The sequence below is a fragment of the Lutibacter sp. TH_r2 genome, assembly GCF_033101135.1.
GTDB lineage: Bacteria > Bacteroidota > Bacteroidia > Flavobacteriales > Flavobacteriaceae > Lutibacter.
Genome location: NZ_JAWMPV010000003.1, coordinates 134,976 through 157,984, shown reverse-complemented (window position 1 = coordinate 157,984; position 23,009 = coordinate 134,976). Strand labels below are relative to the sequence as shown.

The window sequence follows — 23,009 nt, the reverse complement described above, 5'->3', positions numbered from 1 at the left end:
AATAGTTGTTAAAATTTCGTAACTTCGCAAACAGTATGAAGCAATTTTTCCATAAAATAATGTCTTTAGCAATGGCTTTTGTAGTGTTATTCTCTACAATGTCATTTACTGTGAATATGCATTATTGCGGAGAAACTTTAGTCGAAACTGCTATTTTTCAGAAGGCCAAAGGGTGCGGAATGGAAATGGAAAAGCCTTCAACCGAAGGATGTTCTATTACCAAGAAAAATTGTTGTGATGATAAACAATTAGCAATTGAAGGTCAAGACGAATTACAATTGCAAGTTGACAAAATCACGTTTGAGCAACAAGTATTCATCGCTTCATTTGTTTATACTTACATTAACCTTTTTGAAGGTTTAGACAGTAATGTATCTACCTACGAAGAATACAAACCACCACTCGTCATAAGGCAACTCTACAAGATTGACGAGACATACTTAATTTGATTTTTAAACAATAGACTCTTTTATCCTATGACTGCAATGTCGTAAGGATAATTTACTGTATTCGGTGTTTTTACAACACTATTGTCTAATTGTTTAAAATCAATCATATGCTAAATAAAAGCATCAAATTTTTAATAGAAAACAAACTCGTTGCAGTTTTACTACTTGTCCTTTTTATTGGATGGGGAACTGTTAATGCACCTTTTAATTGGGATACAGGATTTTTGCCAAGTAACCCTGTAGCAGTAGATGCTATTCCCGATATAGGTGAAAATCAACAAATCGTATTTACCAAGTGGGATGGTCGTTCCCCACAAGATATAGAAGACCAAATAACCTATCCATTAACCACATCATTATTGGGTATTCCTGGAGTGAAAACCATTCGTAGTTCCTCTATGTTTGGGTTTTCAAGCATCTATATCATTTTTGAAGAGGATATAGAATTTTACTGGAGCAGAAGTCGTATTCTCGAAAAACTTAATTCCTTACCAAGTGGTTTATTACCCGAAGGTGTTAATCCAGCGTTAGGTCCAGATGCCACAGGATTAGGACAAATATTTTGGTACACACTTGAAGGTCGTGATGAGAACGGTAATGTAACAGGTGGTTGGGATTTGCAAGAGTTACGCAGTATTCAGGATTACTATGTGAAGTATGCGTTATCATCTGCAAGTGGTGTTTCCGAGGTTGCTTCTATTGGTGGCTATGTTCAAGAATATCAAGTGGACGTGAATCCAGAACTAATGCGTCAGTATAATATTGGATTACATCACGTTGTAAAAGCAGTTAAGGAAAGCAATAAAGACATTGGCGCACAGACATTGGAAATTAATCAAGCCGAATATTTAGTTCGTGGTTTGGGGTATGTGAAATCCATTTCAGACATCGAAAATGCAGTAGTCACTTCCGAAGATTATACTTCTATTAAGATAAAGGATATTGGTAAAGTTTCATTAGGTCCTGCAACAAGACGTGGCTTATTAGATAAGGAAGGAGCAGAAGTTGTTGGTGCTGTTGTTGTGGCTCGTTATGGTGCAAACCCAATGGAAGTCATCAATAATGTAAAAGAGAAAATTAACGAGTTAAGCGCAGGATTACCTTCAAAAGTTTTGGCAGATGGAAGAACATCGCAAGTAACCATAGTGCCTTTTTATGACAGAACAGAACTGATACAAGAAACTTTAGGTACACTCAATGAAGCCTTAACTCTTGAAATATTGATTACCATTTTGGTTATAATCATTATGGTGTTTAATCTTCGAGCTTCTGTCTTGATTTCAGGATTATTACCAGTTGCAGTCTTAATGGTATTTATTGCAATGAAACTCTTTGGCGTCGATGCTAATATTGTCGCTTTATCAGGTATTGCAATTGCTATCGGAACAATGGTCGATGTTGGTGTTATACTATCAGAAAATATCATTCGGCATTTAGATGAAGATGATGGAACACAATCCATTAATACAGTAGTTTACAACGCAACAGCCGAAGTTTCTGGTGCAATCGTAACCGCAGTAATGACTACAATTATAAGTTTCATTCCTGTATTTACAATGATTGGCGCTGAAGGTAAATTGTTCAGACCATTAGCATTCACAAAAACCTTTGCATTAACAGCTTCAATAATTGTAGCATTGTTTTTAATTCCACCTTTTGCAGCGTTTTTATTCAGAAAGAAAAGCATAAAAACGCATTTTAAATATGCTTTAAATGGCGTTTTAATAGTATTAGGGATAATAGCAATAATCTATGGTTATTGGTTAGGATTAATATTGATAGCTTTTGGTATCACAGCATTGTTAAGTACTCAAAATAAAATAACAGAAAAACAATCCAACTTAATTAATATCATAATATGTACAACTGCAATAGTATTTCTGTTAGCGGAATATTGGAGACCTTTAGGAGTTGATAAAAGTATCTTCTGGAACCTCATCTTTGTTGGTGTCATTTGCTTTGGCTTATTGGGTGTTTTCTCATTGTTTATCAGGTATTATACTCGAATTTTAAGATGGTGTTTAGATAATAAATTACTATTTCTTTCAATTCCAACTGCAATTGTCATTGCTGGTTTTTTCATTATGAAAAACACAGGTAAAGAATTTATGCCATCATTAAATGAAGGTTCGTTTTTATTGATGCCTACTTCGATGCCACATTCTGGTGTAGAAGAAAATAAGCGTGTTTTACAGCAGTTAGATATGGCAGTTGCAAGTATTCCTGAAATTGAAACAGTAGTCGGAAAAGCAGGTCGTACAGAATCTGCTTTAGACCCAGCACCACTATCAATGTATGAAAATGTTATTCAGTATAAGTCAGAATATGTGCTGAATGAAAATCGAGAACGTCAACGTTACAAAGTCAATGATGATGGTTTGTTTGAATTAAAAGATGGTCGTTTTATAACGAACCCAAATAATACTAAAAACACACCTTTCAATACTGTTTCAAGGTCTCAATTAATAAAAGATAATAATGGTGAGTTCTATCGAAATTGGAGACCTGAAATACAATCACCAGATGATATTTGGAATGAAATTGTTAAAGTTACCAAACTACCAGGCGTTACATCTGCACCAAAATTGCAACCTATTGAAACCCGATTAGTAATGCTACAAACTGGTATGCGTGCACCTATGGGAATAAAAGTTAAAGGTCAAGACTTAAAACAAATAGAAGCATTTGGTGTTCAGTTAGAAGATATACTTAAACAAGCTGAAGGTGTTAAAGATGAAGCTGTTTTTGCAGACCGTATAGTAGGTAAACCATATTTGTTAATAGACATTGATAGAGAGAAAATTGCTCGTTATGGTGTAACCATTGAGGAAGTTCAAAATGTTTTAAAAGTGGCTGTTGGTGGTATGGTATTAACACAAACAGTAGAAGGTCGTGAGCGTTATGGTGTTAGAGTTCGTTACCCAAGAGAATTAAGAGCAAATCCAACCGATTTAAAACAAATCTATGTGCCTGTTGAAAAAGGAAGCCCTGTTCCGTTAAGTGAATTGGCGACTATAAAATATGAACAAGGTCCACAAGTAATTAAAAGTGAAGATACTTTTTTAGTTGGCTATGTGTTATTTGATAAAATGGATGGTTTTGCAGAAGTAAATGTGGTTGAAAATGCACAAACCTTAATTCAAGAAAAGATAGATAATGGCGAATTGGTTGTACCAAAAGGCATTAACTATCAATTTACAGGAACGTATGAGAACCAATTACGAGCAGAAAAAACTTTATCGGTTGTTGTACCATTAGCTTTGGCAATTATCTTTTTGATACTGTACTTCCAATTCCGTTCTGTTGGAACATCCTTAATGGTATTTACAGGTATTGCAGTAGCATTTGCTGGTGGTTTCTTAATGATTTGGCTCTATGGTCAAGATTGGTTTTTAAACTTTAATTTCTTTGGAGAGAATCTACGTGAATTATTTCAAATACATCCAATTAATTTAAGTGTAGCAGTTTGGGTTGGTTTCATTGCTCTTTTTGGTATTGCAACAGACGATGGAGTTGTAATGGCAACTTATTTAACACAAACATTTGATAGAAATACACCAGAAAATAAAAAAGAAATCAGAGCATCAGTAGTAGAAGCAGGAGAAAAACGTATTAGACCTTGTTTAATGACAACTGCTACTACCATATTGGCATTATTACCAGTATTAACATCTACAGGAAGAGGTAGTGATATTATGATACCTATGGCAATACCAAGTTTTGGTGGAATGTTAATCGCTTTAATAACACTATTTGTAGTCCCTGTTTTATATAGTTGGAAAGCAGAAGTTAAACTTAAAAGAACAGTATAATGAAACATATAAAATCACACATAAAGTCAGTCATTTTTCTTTGTTTTTTAATCTTTGTTCTCAAAGGAAATGCGCAACAATTAGATGTGCTCATTAATGAAGCATTAGATAACAACCCTGAAATTCAAAAATTTGAATTGCAATACAAAAGGGTTTCAGAAAAAGTAAATGAAGTAAATACGGTTCCTAATACAGAATTTGGAGTTGGTTATTTTGTAAGTGAACCAGAAACTCGAACAGGTGCTCAACGCTTTAAGGTGTCTGCAAAACAAATGTTACCGTGGTTTGGTAATATTTCGGCAAGAGAAAATTACGTTAGTTCGTTAGCAGATGTTAAGTATGAAGATATTGTAATTGCGAAGCGAAAACTAATGTCTTCAGTTTCACAATCTTATTATAGACTATATGCTAATAAAGCAAAACAAAAGGTATTAACAGAGAATATCAATCTGTTAGAAACTTATGAAACAATGGCTTTGACTTCTGTTGAGGTTGGTAAAGCATCAGCGGTTGATGTATTGCGTTTACAAATGCGTCAAAACGAAATGCAACAATTAAAAGACGTATTGCAACAACAATTTTTAGCAGAACAAACTAACTTCAATAATCTATTGAATAGAGGTAATGATGTTACCGTGAATGTGATAGATAGTTTACTGATACCTTCAGAAGACTTTGATATTACTTCTGAAAATTTAGCATTACATCCTGAATTATTGAAATATGATAAACTATACCAGTCCATAGAGCAATCAGAATTATTGAATCAAAAAGAAAGCAGTCCGATGATTGGTTTCGGATTAGATTATATCAATGTTGCTGAAAGACCAAATATGGATTTTAGCGATAACGGAAAGGATATTGTAATGCCAATGGTTTCCGTATCTATCCCAATTTTCAATAAGAAATATAAATCCCAAACCAAACAAAATGAGTTGCAACAGCTGGAAATTACTGCTCAAAAACAGGAACGATTAAACACTTTGGAAACACTTTTAAGCAAGGCGATTAATGAGCGTATTTCTGCAAGAATAAGTTATACTACTCAAACTAAAAACCTAAAACAAGCCAAAGATGCAGAAGATATTTTAATCAAAAGCTATGAAACAGGAACGATTGATTTTAATGATGTTTTGGATATTCAAGAGTTGCAGCTAAAGTTTCAAATGAACCAAATAGAGTCTATTAAAACCTATTACGTTCAAAGTTCAATCATTAATTATTTAACACAACAATAATGAAGCATACGTATAAAATTGAAGGAATGACTTGTAATAACTGCAAAGCATCAGTAGAAAAATATTTAAGTGAATTAGATAATATAACTAATGTTACTGTAAATCTTGAACAGGGAGAAGCAGAACTCATAATGAGCAAACATATTGATACTGAAACATTGCAAAAAGCACTACCTGAAAAGTATAATTTATCCAAAAAGAAAGAGAAAAATGTATTTGCATCTTCAAGCATATCTTCTAAATCACTGGAAGAGGAAAAAAGCAAATTGCAACAGCTAAAACCTTTATTGCTTATTATCTTTTATATCGCTACAGCAAGTGTACTATTACATTATAAGAATTGGAGTTGGAGTGAGTTTATGCTCGATTTTATGGGCTTATTCTACATAGTATTTAGCTTTTTTAAAATGTTAGACCTAAAAGGATTTCCAGATTCGTTCAGAATGTATGACCCATTAGCAAAGCGTATTCCCATTTATGGTTGGATTTATCCTTTTATAGAAACCGCTTTAGGTTTAATGTTCTTAATGCGATTTGAAGTAAACATTGCTTTAATAATTACACTTGTTGTTTTAGGAATAACGACAATTGGAGTGACAAAAACACTATTAGATAAAAAGTCAATACGATGCGCTTGTTTAGGTACTGCTTTAAAGTTGCCAATGACAGAAGCAACTTTTATAGAAAATGCCATTATGATTGTAATGGCAATATTAATGCTATTAAACAAATTTTAAAATGAAAAAATATATAATTTATACAGGAATATTAGCAGTAGGTCTACTATTAGGTTGGCTGTTATTCGGTAATTCTTCTAATGAAAAAGAAGAGCATAATCACAATGAAACGGTAGAAACTAATCAAATGTGGACGTGTTCAATGCACCCACAAATTATGCAACCCGAAGCAGGAGATTGTCCAATATGTGGTATGGATTTAATTCCAGCTGCATCTGGAGCAGATGGTTTATCGGCAGGCCAATTCAAGCTAACAAAAAATGCAATGGCTTTAGCCAATATCCAAACAACAATTGTTGGAAAAGCAAGTATAGAAGATAACACTACTAAACTTTCTGGAAAGATTGCTGAAAATGAAGAAGCTAATACTGTTCAAGTCAGTTATTTTTCTGGAAGAATTGAACGTTTGAATGTAAGTTTTACTGGTGAAGAAGTTCGTAAAGGTCAATTATTGGCAACTATATATTCACCTGAATTATACGCAGCTCAACAAGAATTGATTACAGCAGCTTCACTAAAAGAATCACAACCAGAGTTATATAAAGCTGTACGTAATAAGCTAAAAATATGGAAGCTATCTGATAACCAAATTAATCAGATTGAAGAAACTGGAAAAGTTAAAGAAAATTTTCCTGTTTATGCAACAGTATCTGGAACAGTAACTGAAAAGTTAGTTGAACAAGGTGATTATATTAAACAAGGTCAACCTTTATTAAAGATAGCAAATTTAAATTCAGTTTGGGCAAACTTTGATGTCTATGAAAATCAAATAGACTTATTCAAAAAAGGACAGGAAGTTAAAGTATCAACCAATGCTTATCCAAATAAAGAATTTAAGGGAAAAGTAGACTTTATAGACCCAATTTTAAATACAAATACACGTACTGTAACATTACGAGTTGTACTCAAAAACTCTAATAATGTTTTTAAACCTGGAATGTTTGTAACTGGTAAAGTTGAATCGGGAAAATTGAATAACGATAAAAATATAATGGTTCCATCTTCAGCTATTCTTTGGACAGGTGAACGCTCTGTTGTGTATTTAAAAACCAATCCTAATGAGCCTGTTTTTGAAATGCAAGAAATTGAGTTAGGTAATCAATTTGGCGAAAGTTATAGTGTTTTAAAAGGTTTAAACATTGGTGACGAAATAGTTTCAAACGGTACGTTTACAATTGATGCAGCAGCACAACTACAAGGTAAAAAGTCAATGATGAATAAAAATGGTGGTAAAACTATGACAGGTCACGAAGGTCATTTAGGTATGGATAACAAACCTGATAATACTGATGCAGACCATTCTGAAATGAATAAAAGACTGGAAGTATCTAAAACATTTCAACAACAATTAAACAAGGTATTTGAGAGCTATATAAATTTGAAGGATGCATTAGTAAATGATGATGTAAAAAAAGCATCCGAAAATAGTAACAATCTTCTTAATGAATTAAGTCAAGTAGATATGAAATTAGTTAAAGGTGAAGCACATAATCATTGGATGAGTTTTGAAAAGGAAATAAAATCTTCTGCAAAATCTATTGCCAATGCATCAGACATTAAAGAACATAGAAATCATTTCAAACAATTATCAAATCATTTAATCAAAGCAATTCAACTATTTGGTGTTAATGAAAAAGTCTATGTAGAATTTTGCCCAATGGCAGATAACAATAATGGTGCATCTTGGTTAAGTAAAGAAGAAAAAATTCTAAACCCGTATTTCGGTGATGCAATGCTGAAATGTGGAGAAGTAAAACAAGTAATAGAATAAATATAAAACAATTATTAATTATTAAATTTTTAAAAAATGAACTTTTCAAAGAAAAATCACGAACACAAAAACAACAATTTAAAAAGCGTGAGTAAAAAAGTAATTTTATGTTTGGCTCTAGTAGCTTTATTTGTAGCAACAAGCTGTAAAACCGAACATAAAAAAGAAAAAGAACCTGTTAAAAAAGAAAAAGAAATGGCTATGGAAGTTTTCCAATGTCCTATGGATTGTGAAAAAGGTAAAACCTACGATAAAGAAGGAAGTTGTCCAGTTTGTAAAATGGACTTGAAAAAAGCTTCAAAAAACACAGATGATCATTCAGGTCATAATCATTAAGTCAATAATTAAAAGAGTCTTTTTCGGAAGGCTCTTTTTTTAACAACACCCCATTTACAGCAGTATTTTAATACCAAACATCATTCAGAACTTGTTTCAGAATCTCACCATTTTAAGTATAATTCAATATAAAACAAACCACAAAATACAGCTTTCAATTCCGCACAGTAAGAGCTTGAAAAAAGCACTTACTTTTTGCCTTTGCGCTTTTTAAATCCGTTTCCATAAGTAACAATAGAACAAAGTACAAACATTCGTGCAGGTAATAAGGTGTTCGCAATACGCTCCATTTTGTTTCATAAAATATATCTGCAAGGTAAATTTAAGTAGTAACGTCATTCTGAACTTGTTTCAGAATCTCATCAATTAAAAAGATAAATATAGTTTCAAACCCTTGCATATACCATAAATAGCACTAATTCGTCCACAGTCCTCATTTAGCACTAGTTAATTTATTTTATTTCACACATTCCACGCATTACTCACGCATAGCTATCTTTTACCCCTAAAACCCAATAAGGTATAAATTCATTTTAATTAGGGGTAAACCGCTATTACACTATTTTCGCTCGCCTGCCGCTCACTTCGGGCTAATCAAGTTGTCACAGTTTTTGAAGGCAGCCATTTTGCATATAAAATAAACCGTTGCAAGTAAATAGGATAATTCAGTAAAATTGATATTGAAATAATTCAATAACAATCCGATTTTAAATCACACAACGGTTTTATTACATATTGCAAACGCGTACAAGAGCAATGTATTCTGTTCCTCATTCGTCATTATGGTACTTTATAAATTTGATTTTAAAACCTAAATTAGTTTCCAACCCAACCAACAACAATAAACCAACAACTAACAGGCAAAATAAAGTACACAACATTTCTACATTCCTCACTACATAAATTGCACTTGCTTTTCCCAAAGCTTCAAAAACACCGCCACCTTGCGTGTACCACGTAATTGTTGCACGTACTTATGCCGAAGGCAACGTACTTTTGCCCCAACACCCTTCGTTCAACTCGCTAGGCGGCTCGCTTGAATGCTTCGCACATTACCTGCTTATATCAACTTTAAAACGTTTTATTAATAGTATATCAAGTGTCATTATTACTAATTATCTATATTCTACGACTTTATTTAAGGTGTTTATAGCATATTTGGATTTCAATAGATAGCTGTTAGTTTTTCAATAATAATTTCAAAATGATTTGTACATAAAACAATAATTTTAGTTCAAAGTAAAAATAAAAAAGTCAGCTAATATAGGTTGTTCCCTTCATCAGCCACACATAGCCTTTCAAGGTCAAGCCCTATGGGTTTTGAAAAAAATCTCCACCTCATATACATTCGGTTTCGTTTCAACATTCTACACAGGTTGTATTTTTCTCAAAAACCTTGACAGCCTTTGCCACACAACCAACACTCGTGCTTTCTTTTTTCTTTTTGTTTCAAAATTTATGTGCGAAGCGTAGCGAAGCAATTTTTAATGCGTAGCTATGTCAAATTTTGAAATTAAAACTCACAACGTAGGAAGAACCTACACTAAACCGCACTTTTTTATTTTAAATAAAGGATTAAACAGTGGTAAGCCGATGGAGCAACCTTGTCCAAACTGTTTTGTAATTACAACTAATTCCGAAGTTAGCCGGGAGTCACTTTATTATTTATGCCTATCTCTAAAAATTGGAAAGTTTTTTGGCTACTATTTAAAAGGAAGTGTTATCCCTTTTATCTGTATTTCAGATGCTAAAAATGTGATTAATACAGCATTACAAAATTACCAAGAGCAACAATGGCAAATTAAAGTTGAAAAACTCAAAAAAATAAATGCTTTTGAAGAAAATCTCAAACAGCAACTTTCTACAATAGCGCAATTAAAAATTGCCTTGTTGAGGTCTTAGTATAAAAAATATTTCCCCCTTTTCAAGGGGGACACAGGGGGTGAAAAACGTCATTCCCAGCTTGACTGGGAATCTCACCATCAAAAATTACGTCACCCTGAACTTGATTCAGGGTCTCACCATCAAAAACTAAAATCAAATGAAACTAATTATAGCAGGATCCCGAACCTTCACCGACTACAATAAACTAAAACAAATCTGTGACCAATTCCTCCAGAATCAAAACAATATTGAAATTGTATCAGGAGCCTATTACAGAGGAGCCGATAAAATTGGAGAGCAATACGCGAAAGAGAGAGGATATGAATTAACTAGATTCCCTGCAGATTGGGATAAATTTGGAAGAGCTGCAGGACCAAAACGAAATGAACAAATGGCAGAATATGCAGATGCATTAATAGCCTTTTGGGATAGAGAAAGCAAAGGAACTAAACATATGATTGAATTGGCAAAGCAAAAAAACTTAAGAATTACAATTGTCAAATTTTAATAAAAATAGTCTGATTTGAATGTCATCAAAGAGCAGATTCGAAATGAAATTGATGGATGATCCGGAATCTTTTGATTAGCATCTCTCCAAAAAACAATCCAGACCAATAACTATTCATAATTGAAAAATACCTTAAATTTTAAATCTATTTATAGTATTTCAGTAATTCTAAAAAATTATGAATGACTAATTTGATAAAATAATCCTAACATATGGTTTCCCGTAAATTATTAAGGGGGATATGTTATGTTTATTGAGATGTAATACGTTAGATGTGATTATAACTAACTAAAAATCAATAATATAAATCACTGGAATTAATAATTTTTTTATACTTGATATTCTGTAATAGCTTTGAAAAACCCCCAATATTAGGTATTGTTTCCAATGGACAGTTTCTATATTTTTATATTTGATTACTGGTTTGCCTCAAAAAAAGGCATTTGATTAATTATACACAAAACGTTAGCCTACATTATGAAATAATAACAGATTAAAATTACTCATATTGAGTATTGTAATTCTATATTTTATTATAGACATTGAAAGTCAATTTAAACTAACTTATGAAATTAAAAAAATACATCTTACTCTTCTTTTTTACATTTTTTAGCATTTCCTTTTACGCTCAAGAAGGAAATAACAATGAGGTTTGGGTTGAAGATCAAGAAGCAAGTGAAGAATGGAAGAAAAATGATAATAGTTATAGGCAGTTAGATAAGGAATTAAACGACCTTATAAACTATTGGAATAAATTCTATATTAATTTATTTAAAAATACATTTAACAGAGCTAATGGAGATATATCAAAAGATAATTTAACGAGCTTTGTTAATCAAGCAGAAAAATTTAAAACTGATTTAAAAAATAATTCACAATTCAAGAAATTGAATAATGAATTAAACAAACTTGCAAAACTAATTTCTAGAAGTACTCAGAATAGGATAGAAACTTATATCAATCCCAAAATACAATATGTAGATGGAGATATTTTTAATGCTAAGGGATTGATTACTGAAATTGATAGAAAGGAATCTAAAAAAGAAGTGAGTTTAGGTTTTGGTAATACGAGTAACTCTTCTTCAAGTGCTAACAACTCATCTGCTATATCAGGTTCTAACAACAACTACGATAATTCTCAATCAAATACAACTAACAATACAGGTTTTATAAATCAGAGCGCAAGCAGTATTCAAAATGCAAAAAAACACTATGAATCTGCCATTGAAAATATAGGTAATGGAAATTTAGATAAGGTTATAAAAGACCTGAAATTACAAAAAGCTTACACTACAGACCCAACAGAAAGAGCTAAAATTGATGCGAATATTAAAAGTGTAAATTCTAGACAAAATTATCAAAATGACTGGGCCAAAGTGAAAGCGAAAATAGAAAGAGATAATTATTTAAATCAACAAAGCCTTGATTTTGTTAACAATGTCGACGCTGCAAGTAATGGCAATCATTTAATAGCTGCTTCACAAAAATTTGGATATGCATTAGGTTCGGCCGTGGCTGGGAAAATAGACGTTAACTCAATTACAGGTACAGTTGTAAGTGTTATTAATTTATTAGGTGAGAAGAAAAGAGAAAGAGAGGAATTAGAAGCTAAAAAAAGAGCTCTTAAAGCAAAAATTGCAGAAGAAGACAGAAAAAGAGAAGAAGAAAGGCAAAAGTTTTTGAATGGTCTTAAAAGAGAGAGAAAATTAGTTCTAAATAGTTTCCCAAACTATTCATACCCAAATTATTTAACCAATGAAGCAATTTCAAAATTCTATTACTTTGCCATATATACCAATCAAGATATTTTAAACACAGATTATCCCGAGGTTGATATTACAGATATTATTGAAGTTAGAAAGTATAAAGATGGCACATGGCCATTTGAGAACGATTTTAAAGCTGATTTACAAAAATTGTCATCAAAACCAATTAAATATATTGTTGGTTTTTCAAATTATGAAAGTGTTGCTATAAAACTAGGAAATTCAATTAAAGGATTTGGCAAAGGCGGTGTGAAATTACTCTTTTTAAAAGCAAATAAAAATAATAGTGAATTACAAGAAACAGGTAGTTCCAAAAATACCGAAAGTGAAAAAGACTTTTGGGGAAAATCGGTTAAAACAAAAAAAAATAAGAGTACAAAAAAAGTAATTAAGAAAGATTCTGTTTCTAAAAAGGAAGATTTTTGGGGTAAAACAATAAAAACAAAAAACGAATGATTAGAAGCATATTAATTTGCATACTTTTTATGTTATTGCAAACAAACATTATTTCTGCACAAAACTCACTAGCAAAAATTGAATACAGCTATGCTGAAGAAGCTTATTCTAATAATAACTATAAAAAGGCTCTAGAACACCTTGAAGAAGTGAAAAGTTTATTAGGTAGCACTAATGCTAGAGTCATGTATTTGGAAATCATGGCCTTGTCTAAAATGTTTTCAGTAGCTAAAAATACTTTAGAGGATTATATCATCTATAAAAAATTAGATAATTTGACTTCTTCTTATTTAATTAATTTCGAAAATGATGTACCTATTGAAAAAATTAAAACTGTATACGAGATTCAAAAAGAATACAAAGTTTATGCTATTGAAGCAGAACACTTAATGAAAGGAAAGACCAATCAAAATGAGAAAAATTATGATGATGCCTTAATACATTACTCTAAAGCCTGCGAAGCAGGAAATCCAGAAGCATGCAAAAACCTTGCTAATGTCTATGTTTTAAAAAAGGATTTTGATAATGCAAAAAAGTTTAATGAAAAAGCCATGGATCTAGGAAGTATTGATGCAAAATTTAATAAAGGACTTTATCTTTATTATGGTGTCAATGGATACAGTCTAGAAAAAAGTAGGGGTTTTAGGTTAATAGAAGAGACATACAATTCTGGTTTTTTATGGGCTTCAGGCATATTAGGAGTGCATTACCTTTCATCAGATAGAAAAAGAGCAAAAGAGTTATTCGATTTTTCTTATAAACATATGAAACAAAATAATTCAGCTTTTTATTTGAGTTATTATTTTAATTTAGTTGACACTGACGTTCTCAAAGCTGCTGAAGAGGCAGTAAATAACTGGTTAGAAGACAACCCTAATAGCGGTCTTTACAATCATTATAAGGGTCACTTACTATATGATAAAGGGCAATATCCCCAAGCTTTTAAATACTACGAAACTGCCTGTAGAAAAGGGCATGCTTTCTCTTGTAATTTTGTTGGAAATATATATTTTAAAAAGATAAGCCTCCCTTCACATGAACAGTATGGGATTACCAGAGATAAAAAGAAAGGTAAAGAATTTAAGAGGAAAGCTTGCGCATTAGATCTAAAGTACTGTGATTAACAATAAAAATATTTCCAATGAAAAAATATATAGTCATTCTGTTTATAGGTTTCAGTACCATTTTAGCAGCACAAAACTCACTAGCAAAAATTGAATACAGCTATGCAGTGGAAGCTTATTCTAATAATAACTATAAAAAGGCTCTAGAACACCTTGAAGAAGTGAAAAGTTTATTAGGCAGCACTAATGCTAGAGTCATGTTTTTAGAAATTTTATCTAAAGCCAATAAATTGGAGAAATATAATACTTTTTCTAATTCATTTATTGAAGACAAAAAATATATCATTACACTACAAAAAGGAATAAATTACACAAATTCGAATAAAACTTTTTCGATTAAGGCCTATGAAAACGCTTTAAATCTCGTAAACAATAAAGATGCTAATCATCCCTTTATAAAATTAATAAATAAACTACAAAAAGGAGAAGATTTAACCATTGAGGACTTTCCTCCAGATGAAAAATATACAAAAGCAATAAAAGGCATCTATGTTATTAGTAATTGGTTAAACACTGTGGACTCAATTAACCTTCTATGTGGCTCATATATTAATAATTTCGAAAATGATGTCCCTTTAGAGAAATTAAAGAAAATTTATGACATTAATAAGCTTTACTCAAAATATTGCTCTAAAAAAGAATTAATACAACAATCTTGGGATGCAATTAATAAAAAAGAATATGAAAATGCTTTAGTTAAATTTAAAGAGTTAGATAAAGCTGGAATAGATAGTAAAAGTATTATTTCTCAACTACAAAAAATGATTTAGATAGTTCTATTAGCTAACAAAACACTTTTGAAAATAACGTAGTAGTGGTAAAAGGGAATGATGAAAACAAAAGATATGACTTGTATTAACCGCAAATAGCATAAAAGAAAATTTTTTTAAAATGAAAAAAATTACATTCATTCTATTTATAAGTTTCAGTACTATTTTAGCAGCACAAAACTCACTAAAAAAAACTACAAATGGCAAACTACGCTGGCGCTTTAATTGCCTTTTGGAATGGGAAAAGTAGCGGGACTGAAAATATGATAGAATTGGTAAAAAGTAGAAATTTGATATAATGATTTTTTTTATTCAAACCGCTGATAACCATTTGTATATATATGTAACTTTTATTACATTGCGATTGAAAAATTGCGAACTTCAATAATGCAATAATAGAAAATATACTTTTATCTTGAAAATTTGACTGGATAAACTTACTTATTATAAGTATATTAGAAAGTTAGCCTTCATTAAGACCAACCATTAACCAAATGATAAAATTCTTTAGAAAAATTCGCAAAAACCTACTCTCAGAAAATAAATTTAGCAAATATCTACTTTATGCAATAGGAGAAATTGTGCTTGTTATTATTGGAATTCTTATCGCACTTCAAATAAATAATAAAAACGAACAGCGTAAAACCGAAAATAAGATTGTTTCTATTTTAAAAGAAGTACAACATGATTTAGGACTAGATATTCAAAAATCGGACGAACTAATTGCATATTATAAAACAAAAGATTCAATCATTAACTTAATACAAACAGATAAACTAACCTATGATGATTATAAGAATGATTATCAAAATGCTTTAAGATATGCTATTATGAACGCTTTTCATATGAAGATTCATGCAAATGGATATACTAACCTCATAGAAAATGTTGATAATGTTCCAAAAAAGCTAAAAGCAGTTATTGAGCCATTAAACGAGATTTATATTTATAACAAATACGAAATAGATAAGTTCGATAATCGAATGGACTTTATTACAGATAGAGTGAGGGACGATTTAGCCAAAAGTAAAGATTGGTATTACAGATTAGATTGGCCTCAATTAGAAGATGAAATGATTGATTTTTTTCTGAATGACCCTTATTATAAAAATGATGTATATCTATACCAAAATGCTAGCTGGACTCACTTGTCAAATCATGTTACTGTATTCAGAGAAAATGCAATTAATGCATACAAACAAATTAACACACTTATAGAAAGTAATGAACCGCTTCCCGATTTTATACCACATAATTTAGTTGATCTAACAACGGCACAACTAAAAGAATATGTGGGTACTTTTAAGGTTGTAGAGGTTGAAGGTTTTGATGGTGAATTTCCTGATATGAACTATAAAATTCAGATACAAGACAATGACTTAATAGGCGTTATGAATGGAGATCTTGAAGATGTAGATCTTTTCTATTTTGAAACTGCAGATAAGATATTTGGCCAAACTGATATTTACTTTAAAGGAGAGTTTATAAGAGATAGTACAAATGAAATTACTTCTTTAATTATTATGAAATTTGGAACAAGAGTTTATTTAGATAAGCTTTAAACTCATTAGAAGAAATTAATAACGAAAGGCTAACAATGCATATAAAAAAGCCTAGCTAAAAATTTAGCTAGGCTTTTTTTTATTTCCAAATAACCTCTTTAAAATCAAAGAAACAAAAAAACTAACCACTGCACCAATAACAGCCATAACAACGGTGAAAATCACATCATTCAAGCTAATATTTAAAACAGTGGATAGCAAATCCGCCTACTGTTTCAGGATTAAAATAATTTTGAAATTGTATCAGGAGCCTATTACAGAGGAGCCGATAAAATTGGAGAGCAATACGCGAAAGAGAGAGGATATGAATTAACTAGATTCCCTGCAGATTGGGATAAATTTGGAAGAGCTGCAGGACCAAAACGAAATGAACAAATGGCAGAATATGCAGATGCATTAATAGCCTTTTGGGATAGAGAAAGCAAAGGAACTAAACATATGATTGATTTGGCGGAACAATTGGGTTTACAATTAATAATTAATTGTTATTAAAAAGCACCCTAAAATAAATAGTATGAATATCAATTTAAATATTGAGATTTTATTGATATCTAATTTCATTTACTGTAATTTAGTAGCAAAATAATTGCAAGCTATATCATATTAAAATAGTTAAAACCTTGGCTTATGTCTTGTTTTAACCTATTAACTAGTGGAATTAGTTTGTATATAACAAGCTAGCGGTCAGCAAAAACTCAAATTTTGGATTATACACTCGAAGAAATATATTGTTTAGTAGGTAAAGAGGATAAAACTGCTGGATTGACTTTTAAATATGAAAGTGATTCATATAAAAAATATGGTTCGTTTATTACTGTTGTTTTTCTTTATACTCAAGAAGAACGAGAGGAAATGGATAAACTTATTCAAAATGAGCCATACTGCCATAAAGGGTACATAAGAGCCAAAAATTTAAGTCGTGATTTAGAAGAAAAGGAAATTCAAGTGTTACTAACAACTGGAATAAATTCAGAGGATATTGCTGAAATCTTGTATTTTAAAGTATCTCAAAAAAACACATTTCATTCAATTGAAAAAAGACAAATAAAAAAACTGGAAATTAAAACGGGAATACAACAAAAAGGAGGTGATTATGATTGGATGTACGGTTTTAGTAAAAAGTTAGTAAATGATGGAATAGGTTTGTGTCCAAAGGAGAGGTTCTTTTATTTAGCTGGAAGGATGTTCTATGAACCTGAAAACTTGACTGATATTGAAAAAGAGGAAATTAACTTAGAAAACCAAATCTATCAACCCATTGAATGGGAGTATTTACAAATTAAATATAAACGTGAAGAAATAACAGGTAATGAGAAAAAACGATTAGCTGAATTATATGTAGAAAAGAAAAAACAAAGCTTTAATGTCCTTGATAAATATTTAAATGATGCTGGAAGCAGTTTAAAAAAATTATCGAAAGAGAATATAGATCAAGCTGCTGACTTATTTTTGAAAGTAATGCATTTTCACGAAAGAAGATTAAATGTTGGAGGTAAACACCCGATTTATATTGACTTAGATAGTTACCTTCATATTTATATGAGACACGTTGAAGAGTTTCAGATTAATAATCAATTTGAACATAAAGACAATTTTCAATGGGATGAAAATGATGTGTTTTCAGTTATGAGTCAAGTCATTAGAGAAATTGAAGATGAATATGAAGATTTTAGGGAAAATAACCCTGAAAACAGATTTAGCAGGTATGGAAAATATAGTCTTTATTATCAAGGAGATTATTATACTTTCCATATAGAGAAAAATGGCCGAATAAGTACATTTCATAAAAACAGAAAAGAACACGAAAAAAAGCCGAACCGCTAACACCTCATAAAATTTATGCCTACACTTAAACTAAATAACGTACAGACTAACATTCAACTAACGATTTGCTACGTCCGAAAAATCTTCGATTTTCCAGTCGCACAAATCTTATAAAAACACGTTGGCAACAAGTTCCAAAAAAATCTATGAAATTATAAGAGATGCCTAAAAGCAGAAAAAGAAAGGTAAAGACTAAAAAGAAAAAGACTAGAAAAAAGAATTATAAACCTTACGAAGTTGTAAAACAAAATTTTGTAAAGTTTGAAAATCCTTTCCCAGAAAACATATCATTTGAAAAAAGATTAGAAGTATTAATTCAAGTAGGAAAACAATCCGAAATTAAATACAAAGAAAAGTACCGTAAATTAATTGATTATTTCAATGAATATGACCCGTTATATCTTTGTTCTTTCTGCGCATATTATTTTGTTAGACAAGAGGAAGGTATTGACAGAGAAGCTATTGATGGACATCTTGAATTCCCTCCTTTTTTTTTAGAAATATTACAGTGTCTTTCATTAACAAAAGAACAAACTGTATCAAGTAAACCTTTAAAGGATAACGTTTTAGATTTTAAATCAACTATTCAAGAACTAAATTCCGCACAGTCAGGAAAGTATTTCGTTTTAGGAGAGGAAGCAAATAATCAAGATGATATAGGAGTTGTAATGTTGAGAACAGAAATGATGGTCAACACATTAGCAGTTAGAAACTGGGCTTATGTTCAGCAAATGGAAATTATTGCTTATGAATTAGCAAATTTTGTTGAACCTCTTTTTTCTGATACTACAGGGTTTAAATCTAATAACCTTTTAGATGTTCTATTGGGATTTGTTAAATTAACAGAAGACAAACTAAATATTCACTACAAAAAAACTCACTCTTTTTTAAAGGCAAAAAATTACAACGATACGTTTAATAAATATGAATTATCGTTTCCTCAAGTGCACAAAAGTGAAAAAACTCAACGAGAATATACTTGGAATAAAGTAAACAAAAATTTAAAAAACCTCAAATCAATATTTTTAGCTCATTCTGATTATTTTTTAAAGGAAATCTATACCCAAAATGTTGATGAAATATTTAATCATTTAGAGAAAAAAATATCGAAAAAAGAAATTTCAAATATATTAGAAAACTTAAGTTTAAAATTTGGAGAATTATCAGAAATAAATAAGGATTTTATATTTTTAAACAACCCTATACAAACTAAACCTTTCATAAGTTTAGGTGAGAATAAATACTTTTCAATCACACCACATATGTTTAACCACATTGCTATTGATGTACTTGAAACATTTTTAACACAAAACACAAAACTAAAAAGCCTTTACATTAAAAAGAAAGGTAAATATCTTGAAGATAAAGTTGAAAAGTTATTTAAAAAATCTTTTCCAAAATCTCAAATACTTTCAAGTAGCGTGTGGAGTATTAATGAAGAGGATAAAATATATGAAAATGACCTTATTGTATTAGTAGATGAATTTGCAATTATAGTTGAGTGTAAATCTGGAACTATTTCTCCACCGGCAAAACGCGGTGCTCCAAAACGCTTGTTTAAAACAATGAAAGAGCTTGTAGTTGAACCATCAGAGCAAGCAATTCGATTTCAAAACTTTTTAAAACAAAACCCTAAACTTCATAAATTTAAAACAAAGTCAGGAAAAGAAAATATCATTGATAGTTCTAAAATTAAGTACTATGTACCATTAGGTATTACTCTTTCTAATTTAGGTTCTATTGGTTGTAATTTAAAAAAACTTATTTCTGCAAAAATAATTTCACATAAACTTGATGAACTTGCTCCATCAATTAGTTATACCGATTTAGAGATAATCTTTGAAATTTTAACTACTCAAGCAGAGAAAATACATTACTTATCAAGGAGAAGAGAGTTTGAGGCTCATATTGACTTTCAAGGAGATGAAATGGATTTATTCGGTTTTTATCTTGATAATGGTTTTAATATTGGAGAAACAGAATATGATGATGACTTTCATATTAATTTAACACTTAAATCAAAAGAATTAGACCCATATTTTATTGGAAAACATAGAAATGTAAACGTTTTAAAGCCTAAATTAAAAAAAACAAAATATTGGGCTGATCTTTTGAAAAGAATTGAATCAATTTCCAAAAATTGGCTTGTCGCATCTTTCATTTTATTAAATCAACCTATAGAAGACCAAATAAAATACGAAAAGAACTTAAAGAAACTGAAAAGAATGATTCTGAATGATGAATGTGAAAAGGAACATAACTTTCTACAAATGAATTTTGGTCCAAAAAGAAGAGAATATATACTTGTAGGTTACCCTTATTTAAATATCGACAAAGAAACGAGGAATGGAGTTATAAATGATATTATTAGTTCTATAGAAAAACAAAAAAACATTAGAGGATATTTAATTATAGGATATAACTTAAATACGGAAAATTATCCGTATTCAGTACTTGTAGGTAGTCTTGAAACAAAATTATTTGATAAATTAGACTAATAGTAAAAACCAGTTGTCAACAATGCATATAAAAAAAGCCTGGTTAAAAATTTAGCTAGGGTTTTTTATTTATTAGAAAATAATCGCTTCAAAAAAGAAGAAACAAAAAAGCTAACCACTGCTCCAATAGCCGCCATAACAATAGTAAAAATCACATCGTTTAAGCTTATATTTAAAACAGTGGATAGCAAAGTCCCGCCAAAAACCCCAGACTTTATTTGAATATCATTATTCATTGAAGCTAATCAATAATTTCTTCTTGTTTTTTCTTTTGGTCAGAAACAACAGCTTGGCTTACAGCGGTAGCTACTGTTCCGGCAACAGTTAAATAAGTTGCAACTGTAATTACAGCAGCAGGTAATGAAATTGGAGCAGCAATAATAACTCCACCTGCAGTGGCCAATGCAATTCCAATATTTCTCAATTTTCTAAAAAATGGAGGTGTAGGTTTTTTATAACGTTCTTTTAAGTTCATAATTTTAAGATTTAATGGTTAAGATTACCTTTTCTTTTCGTTCAAATGCTTGGTAACATAGCGATACAATTTTTTGAAATAATGGTTTTGAAGTAGTTCCTTTTCCAATTCCAGATAAATAAGTTACAGGAGAAATGCATCCTTGTAATTCTTTCAAAGCATCATTTGCAGGGTGAATCAATATCAAACTTCTACCTCCAACATTTTCAAGTAGTAAATGATGTTTAAACTTATCAGAATAGCGAGGTTTTAATTCATAAGTACCTTCAGGAATACAAGAAATTATTCTCTTGTTTTCTTTCCAGGGCAATTCAATAGTAAACCCTAAAAATTTAGAATTAAAGAAAAGGACACTATTCGTGCCCTTTTCAAAATAGGTTCTATGTAAAACCAATTCCATTATACCGTATCAACTTTTACAATTGATAAAGCATTGTAAGTACCGTTTTTCAACGAATACATTTCTCCATTTACCTCTTGATAAAACTCAATTCCTAATACAATAAATACAGGTAAGGTAGAGTTTGCTGGAGCAGTAGCTGTTAATGTGATAGCAGCTGTATTTGCACTGTCATATGGTAAAATAGCAGTTTCATCATTTTCAAAAGATGAAACTTCATTTTCAAAATCTAATTCAGCAGCTCCAGTTACTACTTTAAAATGTGTCGTTCCAGATGGTGCAGCAATTCTTATAGCAGGAGCAAAGGCAGCTAAATCAACAGAGATATCTCCACTAACTCTATCGTAAGAAGTTGAGAAAGGAGCAAACAGTGTTGAGCCAAGTTTACCATTCAAATTGAATTCGAATCCTTCCAAAGAACCCAAAACTCCATCTTGAATAGTTCTCAATCCACGTGCGTTAGTCGTGTCTGTTTTCACAACTTTTAAAAGATCAGTAGTTAATCTACTCACAACTCTTTTGTCCTTTGCATTTTGCAATAAAATACGAATTGAATTTCGTAATACTTTACCACCTTTACCAGCTCTTCCAAATTCTGAACCATTTTCACGAGTTCTTTGAAACGCAGGATCATTTGCAATTCTAGATTTGTCTACACCACCTTTTTCACGAGCAAGGTGTCCATCACTTGTTTTGTAAAAGGAAATTCCACCAATGGTTCCTTTTAATTTAATAATACCGGTTTGTTTAGCCATAATTGTATAAATTTTAAATTCTCAACAAATGAAGCTATCTTTATAAAAGAATAAAAAAACCGAAAGCCATCCATTCCGAAAAACATACTTTTTAACCCAATAAGGGTATATAGACAAAGTATAAATACTAGTAGGATAAAGTATAGATAGAGTATTAAAATGAAGATAGTAAGAGCTTGTATTTACCCAAAAGACATTCAATGCATCACAGGAAGAAGTGAACGCTATGGAAGAAAGTTGCTCAATGCAATTAAATTACATTTCGGGAAACAAAAACATCAGTTCATTACTTCAGAAGAATTTGCAGAATATAGTGGTATTAAATTGGAAATAGTGAATGAATATTTACGAAAAGTTTCATAGTATTTGTTGAAGTTTAAACTTATTTAATGTATTGAAAATCGTATATTTGTAATAAGATTGAAAGTTAAAATTAACCAATGGATATCAATGGTTAGGTCAACAAATCGGTCAACAAAAATTTAATGGAGTAGGGAAGTCCTTATAAATAAAGAGAAATCTCCAAAGGTTCGAATCCCTTCCTCTCTGCTAAAAAAAACATCAATATAACTTTTTTGGATGTTTATTTTATTTACGAAAACATTTACGTAACTACATTTTATAATCATTGTTAATTTAATTAA

Annotated in this window: 18 protein-coding genes and 1 pseudogene; 16 read left to right on the top strand and 3 right to left on the bottom strand. The window is 30.7% G+C overall.

Translation table 11 applies throughout. The annotated features are described in order from the left end of the window. Positions 1 to 35 precede the first annotated feature (35 nt). The 15 genes and pseudogenes from R3X25_RS10615 (at position 36) to R3X25_RS10550 (ending at position 20,735) form a co-directional block, all read left to right on the top strand. A complete protein-coding gene (locus tag R3X25_RS10615) occupies positions 36 to 449 on the top strand; it encodes an HYC_CC_PP family protein (protein WP_317674610.1) in 414 nt (137 codons plus the stop codon). A 107-nt stretch (positions 450 to 556) separates the two neighbouring features. Continuing rightward, positions 557 to 4,261 carry an efflux RND transporter permease subunit gene (locus R3X25_RS10610; protein ID WP_317674609.1) on the top strand — a complete coding sequence of 1,235 codons (3,705 nt, stop codon included), beginning with the start codon at positions 557 to 559 and terminating at the stop codon, positions 4,259 to 4,261. Then, positions 4,261 to 5,499, top strand: coding sequence for a TolC family protein (locus tag R3X25_RS10605; RefSeq protein ID WP_317674607.1), 1,239 nt, complete (start codon positions 4,261 to 4,263; stop codon positions 5,497 to 5,499). The genes R3X25_RS10610 and R3X25_RS10605 overlap by 1 nt, the downstream gene beginning before the upstream one ends. Further along, a complete protein-coding gene (locus tag R3X25_RS10600; protein WP_317674605.1) occupies positions 5,499 to 6,236 on the top strand; it encodes a heavy-metal-associated domain-containing protein in 738 nt (245 codons plus the stop codon). Before R3X25_RS10605 ends, R3X25_RS10600 begins: the two co-directional genes overlap by 1 nt. A gap of 1 nt (position 6,237) precedes the next feature. Beyond that, complete coding sequence (locus R3X25_RS10595) at positions 6,238 to 8,007, top strand: efflux RND transporter periplasmic adaptor subunit (RefSeq protein WP_240226556.1); 1,770 nt, start codon at positions 6,238 to 6,240, stop codon at positions 8,005 to 8,007. Between the two features lie 36 nt (positions 8,008 to 8,043). Beyond that, entirely contained in the window at positions 8,044 to 8,343 is a 300-nt protein-coding gene (locus R3X25_RS10590; protein WP_317674603.1) for a heavy metal-binding domain-containing protein, read from the top strand. A 1,497-nt stretch (positions 8,344 to 9,840) separates the two neighbouring features. Continuing rightward, positions 9,841 to 10,245 (top strand): DUF6943 family protein, encoded by a 405-nt coding sequence (locus R3X25_RS10585; protein WP_317674601.1) that lies wholly within the window; start codon positions 9,841 to 9,843, stop codon positions 10,243 to 10,245. Positions 10,246 to 10,384: 139 nt separating this feature from the next. Continuing rightward, positions 10,385 to 10,735, top strand: a complete 351-nt coding sequence (locus R3X25_RS10580; RefSeq protein WP_317674600.1) for a DUF2493 domain-containing protein — start codon at positions 10,385 to 10,387, stop codon at positions 10,733 to 10,735. A 566-nt stretch (positions 10,736 to 11,301) separates the two neighbouring features. Then, positions 11,302 to 12,957 carry a hypothetical protein gene (locus R3X25_RS10575; RefSeq protein ID WP_317674598.1) on the top strand — a complete coding sequence of 552 codons (1,656 nt, stop codon included), beginning with the start codon at positions 11,302 to 11,304 and terminating at the stop codon, positions 12,955 to 12,957. Continuing rightward, complete coding sequence (locus R3X25_RS10570; RefSeq protein ID WP_317674596.1) at positions 12,954 to 14,081, top strand: hypothetical protein; 1,128 nt, start codon at positions 12,954 to 12,956, stop codon at positions 14,079 to 14,081. The genes R3X25_RS10575 and R3X25_RS10570 overlap by 4 nt, the downstream gene beginning before the upstream one ends. Before the next feature lie 17 nt (positions 14,082 to 14,098). After that, positions 14,099 to 14,851, top strand: coding sequence for a hypothetical protein (locus R3X25_RS10565; RefSeq protein ID WP_317674594.1), 753 nt, complete (start codon positions 14,099 to 14,101; stop codon positions 14,849 to 14,851). 581 nt (positions 14,852 to 15,432) lie between these two features. Beyond that, positions 15,433 to 16,413: a DUF6090 family protein gene (locus tag R3X25_RS10560; RefSeq protein WP_317674592.1), complete on the top strand. Its 981-nt coding sequence runs from the start codon at positions 15,433 to 15,435 to the stop codon at positions 16,411 to 16,413. 237 nt (positions 16,414 to 16,650) lie between these two features. After that, a pseudogene (locus tag R3X25_RS15245) lies at positions 16,651 to 16,740 on the top strand (hypothetical protein); the annotation flags it as partial. A 375-nt stretch (positions 16,741 to 17,115) separates the two neighbouring features. Continuing rightward, a complete protein-coding gene (locus tag R3X25_RS10555) occupies positions 17,116 to 18,237 on the top strand; it encodes a hypothetical protein (protein WP_317674590.1) in 1,122 nt (373 codons plus the stop codon). Between the two features lie 161 nt (positions 18,238 to 18,398). Continuing rightward, positions 18,399 to 20,735 (top strand): hypothetical protein, encoded by a 2,337-nt coding sequence (locus tag R3X25_RS10550; RefSeq protein WP_317674588.1) that lies wholly within the window; start codon positions 18,399 to 18,401, stop codon positions 20,733 to 20,735. A 241-nt stretch (positions 20,736 to 20,976) separates the two neighbouring features. Here R3X25_RS10550 and R3X25_RS10545 read toward each other — a convergent pair whose 3' ends face one another. The 3 genes from R3X25_RS10545 to R3X25_RS10535 are packed head-to-tail and all read right to left on the bottom strand — an operon-like array spanning position 20,977 to position 22,365. Beyond that, entirely contained in the window at positions 20,977 to 21,210 is a 234-nt protein-coding gene (locus R3X25_RS10545) for a hypothetical protein (RefSeq protein ID WP_317674586.1), read from the bottom strand. A gap of 4 nt (positions 21,211 to 21,214) precedes the next feature. Continuing rightward, entirely contained in the window at positions 21,215 to 21,610 is a 396-nt protein-coding gene (locus R3X25_RS10540) for a DUF5675 family protein (RefSeq protein WP_317674584.1), read from the bottom strand. Next, positions 21,610 to 22,365: a hypothetical protein gene (locus R3X25_RS10535; RefSeq protein WP_317674582.1), complete on the bottom strand. Its 756-nt coding sequence runs from the start codon at positions 22,363 to 22,365 to the stop codon at positions 21,610 to 21,612. The genes R3X25_RS10540 and R3X25_RS10535 overlap by 1 nt, the downstream gene beginning before the upstream one ends. Positions 22,366 to 22,524: 159 nt before the next feature. On the opposite strand from R3X25_RS10535, the gene R3X25_RS10530 reads away from it, so the two are divergent. Further along, positions 22,525 to 22,728, top strand: a complete 204-nt coding sequence (locus tag R3X25_RS10530; RefSeq protein ID WP_240226568.1) for a hypothetical protein — start codon at positions 22,525 to 22,527, stop codon at positions 22,726 to 22,728. Positions 22,729 to 23,009 lie beyond the last annotated feature (281 nt).

What these genes read in the sequence shown, in the direction of transcription:
- R3X25_RS10595 (WP_240226556.1), top strand. Translation starts at nt 6,238, where the DNA reads ATGAAAAAATATATAATTTATACAGGAATATTAGCAGTAGGTCTACTA.
- R3X25_RS10565 (WP_317674594.1), top strand. Translation starts at nt 14,099, where the DNA reads ATGAAAAAATATATAGTCATTCTGTTTATAGGTTTCAGTACCATTTTA.
- R3X25_RS10575 (WP_317674598.1), top strand. Translation starts at nt 11,302, where the DNA reads ATGAAATTAAAAAAATACATCTTACTCTTCTTTTTTACATTTTTTAGC.
- R3X25_RS10610 (WP_317674609.1), top strand. Translation starts at nt 557, where the DNA reads ATGCTAAATAAAAGCATCAAATTTTTAATAGAAAACAAACTCGTTGCA.
- R3X25_RS10540 (WP_317674584.1), bottom strand. Translation starts at nt 21,610, where the DNA reads ATGGAATTGGTTTTACATAGAACCTATTTTGAAAAGGGCACGAATAGT.
- R3X25_RS10590 (WP_317674603.1), top strand. Translation starts at nt 8,044, where the DNA reads ATGAACTTTTCAAAGAAAAATCACGAACACAAAAACAACAATTTAAAA.
- R3X25_RS10600 (WP_317674605.1), top strand. Translation starts at nt 5,499, where the DNA reads ATGAAGCATACGTATAAAATTGAAGGAATGACTTGTAATAACTGCAAA.
- R3X25_RS10570 (WP_317674596.1), top strand. Translation starts at nt 12,954, where the DNA reads ATGATTAGAAGCATATTAATTTGCATACTTTTTATGTTATTGCAAACA.
- R3X25_RS10605 (WP_317674607.1), top strand. Translation starts at nt 4,261, where the DNA reads ATGAAACATATAAAATCACACATAAAGTCAGTCATTTTTCTTTGTTTT.
- R3X25_RS10580 (WP_317674600.1), top strand. Translation starts at nt 10,385, where the DNA reads ATGAAACTAATTATAGCAGGATCCCGAACCTTCACCGACTACAATAAA.
- R3X25_RS10585 (WP_317674601.1), top strand. Translation starts at nt 9,841, where the DNA reads ATGTCAAATTTTGAAATTAAAACTCACAACGTAGGAAGAACCTACACT.
- R3X25_RS10535 (WP_317674582.1), bottom strand. Translation starts at nt 22,365, where the DNA reads ATGGCTAAACAAACCGGTATTATTAAATTAAAAGGAACCATTGGTGGA.
- R3X25_RS10615 (WP_317674610.1), top strand. Translation starts at nt 36, where the DNA reads ATGAAGCAATTTTTCCATAAAATAATGTCTTTAGCAATGGCTTTTGTA.
- R3X25_RS10550 (WP_317674588.1), top strand. Translation starts at nt 18,399, where the DNA reads ATGCCTAAAAGCAGAAAAAGAAAGGTAAAGACTAAAAAGAAAAAGACT.
- R3X25_RS10545 (WP_317674586.1), bottom strand. Translation starts at nt 21,210, where the DNA reads ATGAACTTAAAAGAACGTTATAAAAAACCTACACCTCCATTTTTTAGA.
- R3X25_RS10530 (WP_240226568.1), top strand. Translation starts at nt 22,525, where the DNA reads ATGAAGATAGTAAGAGCTTGTATTTACCCAAAAGACATTCAATGCATC.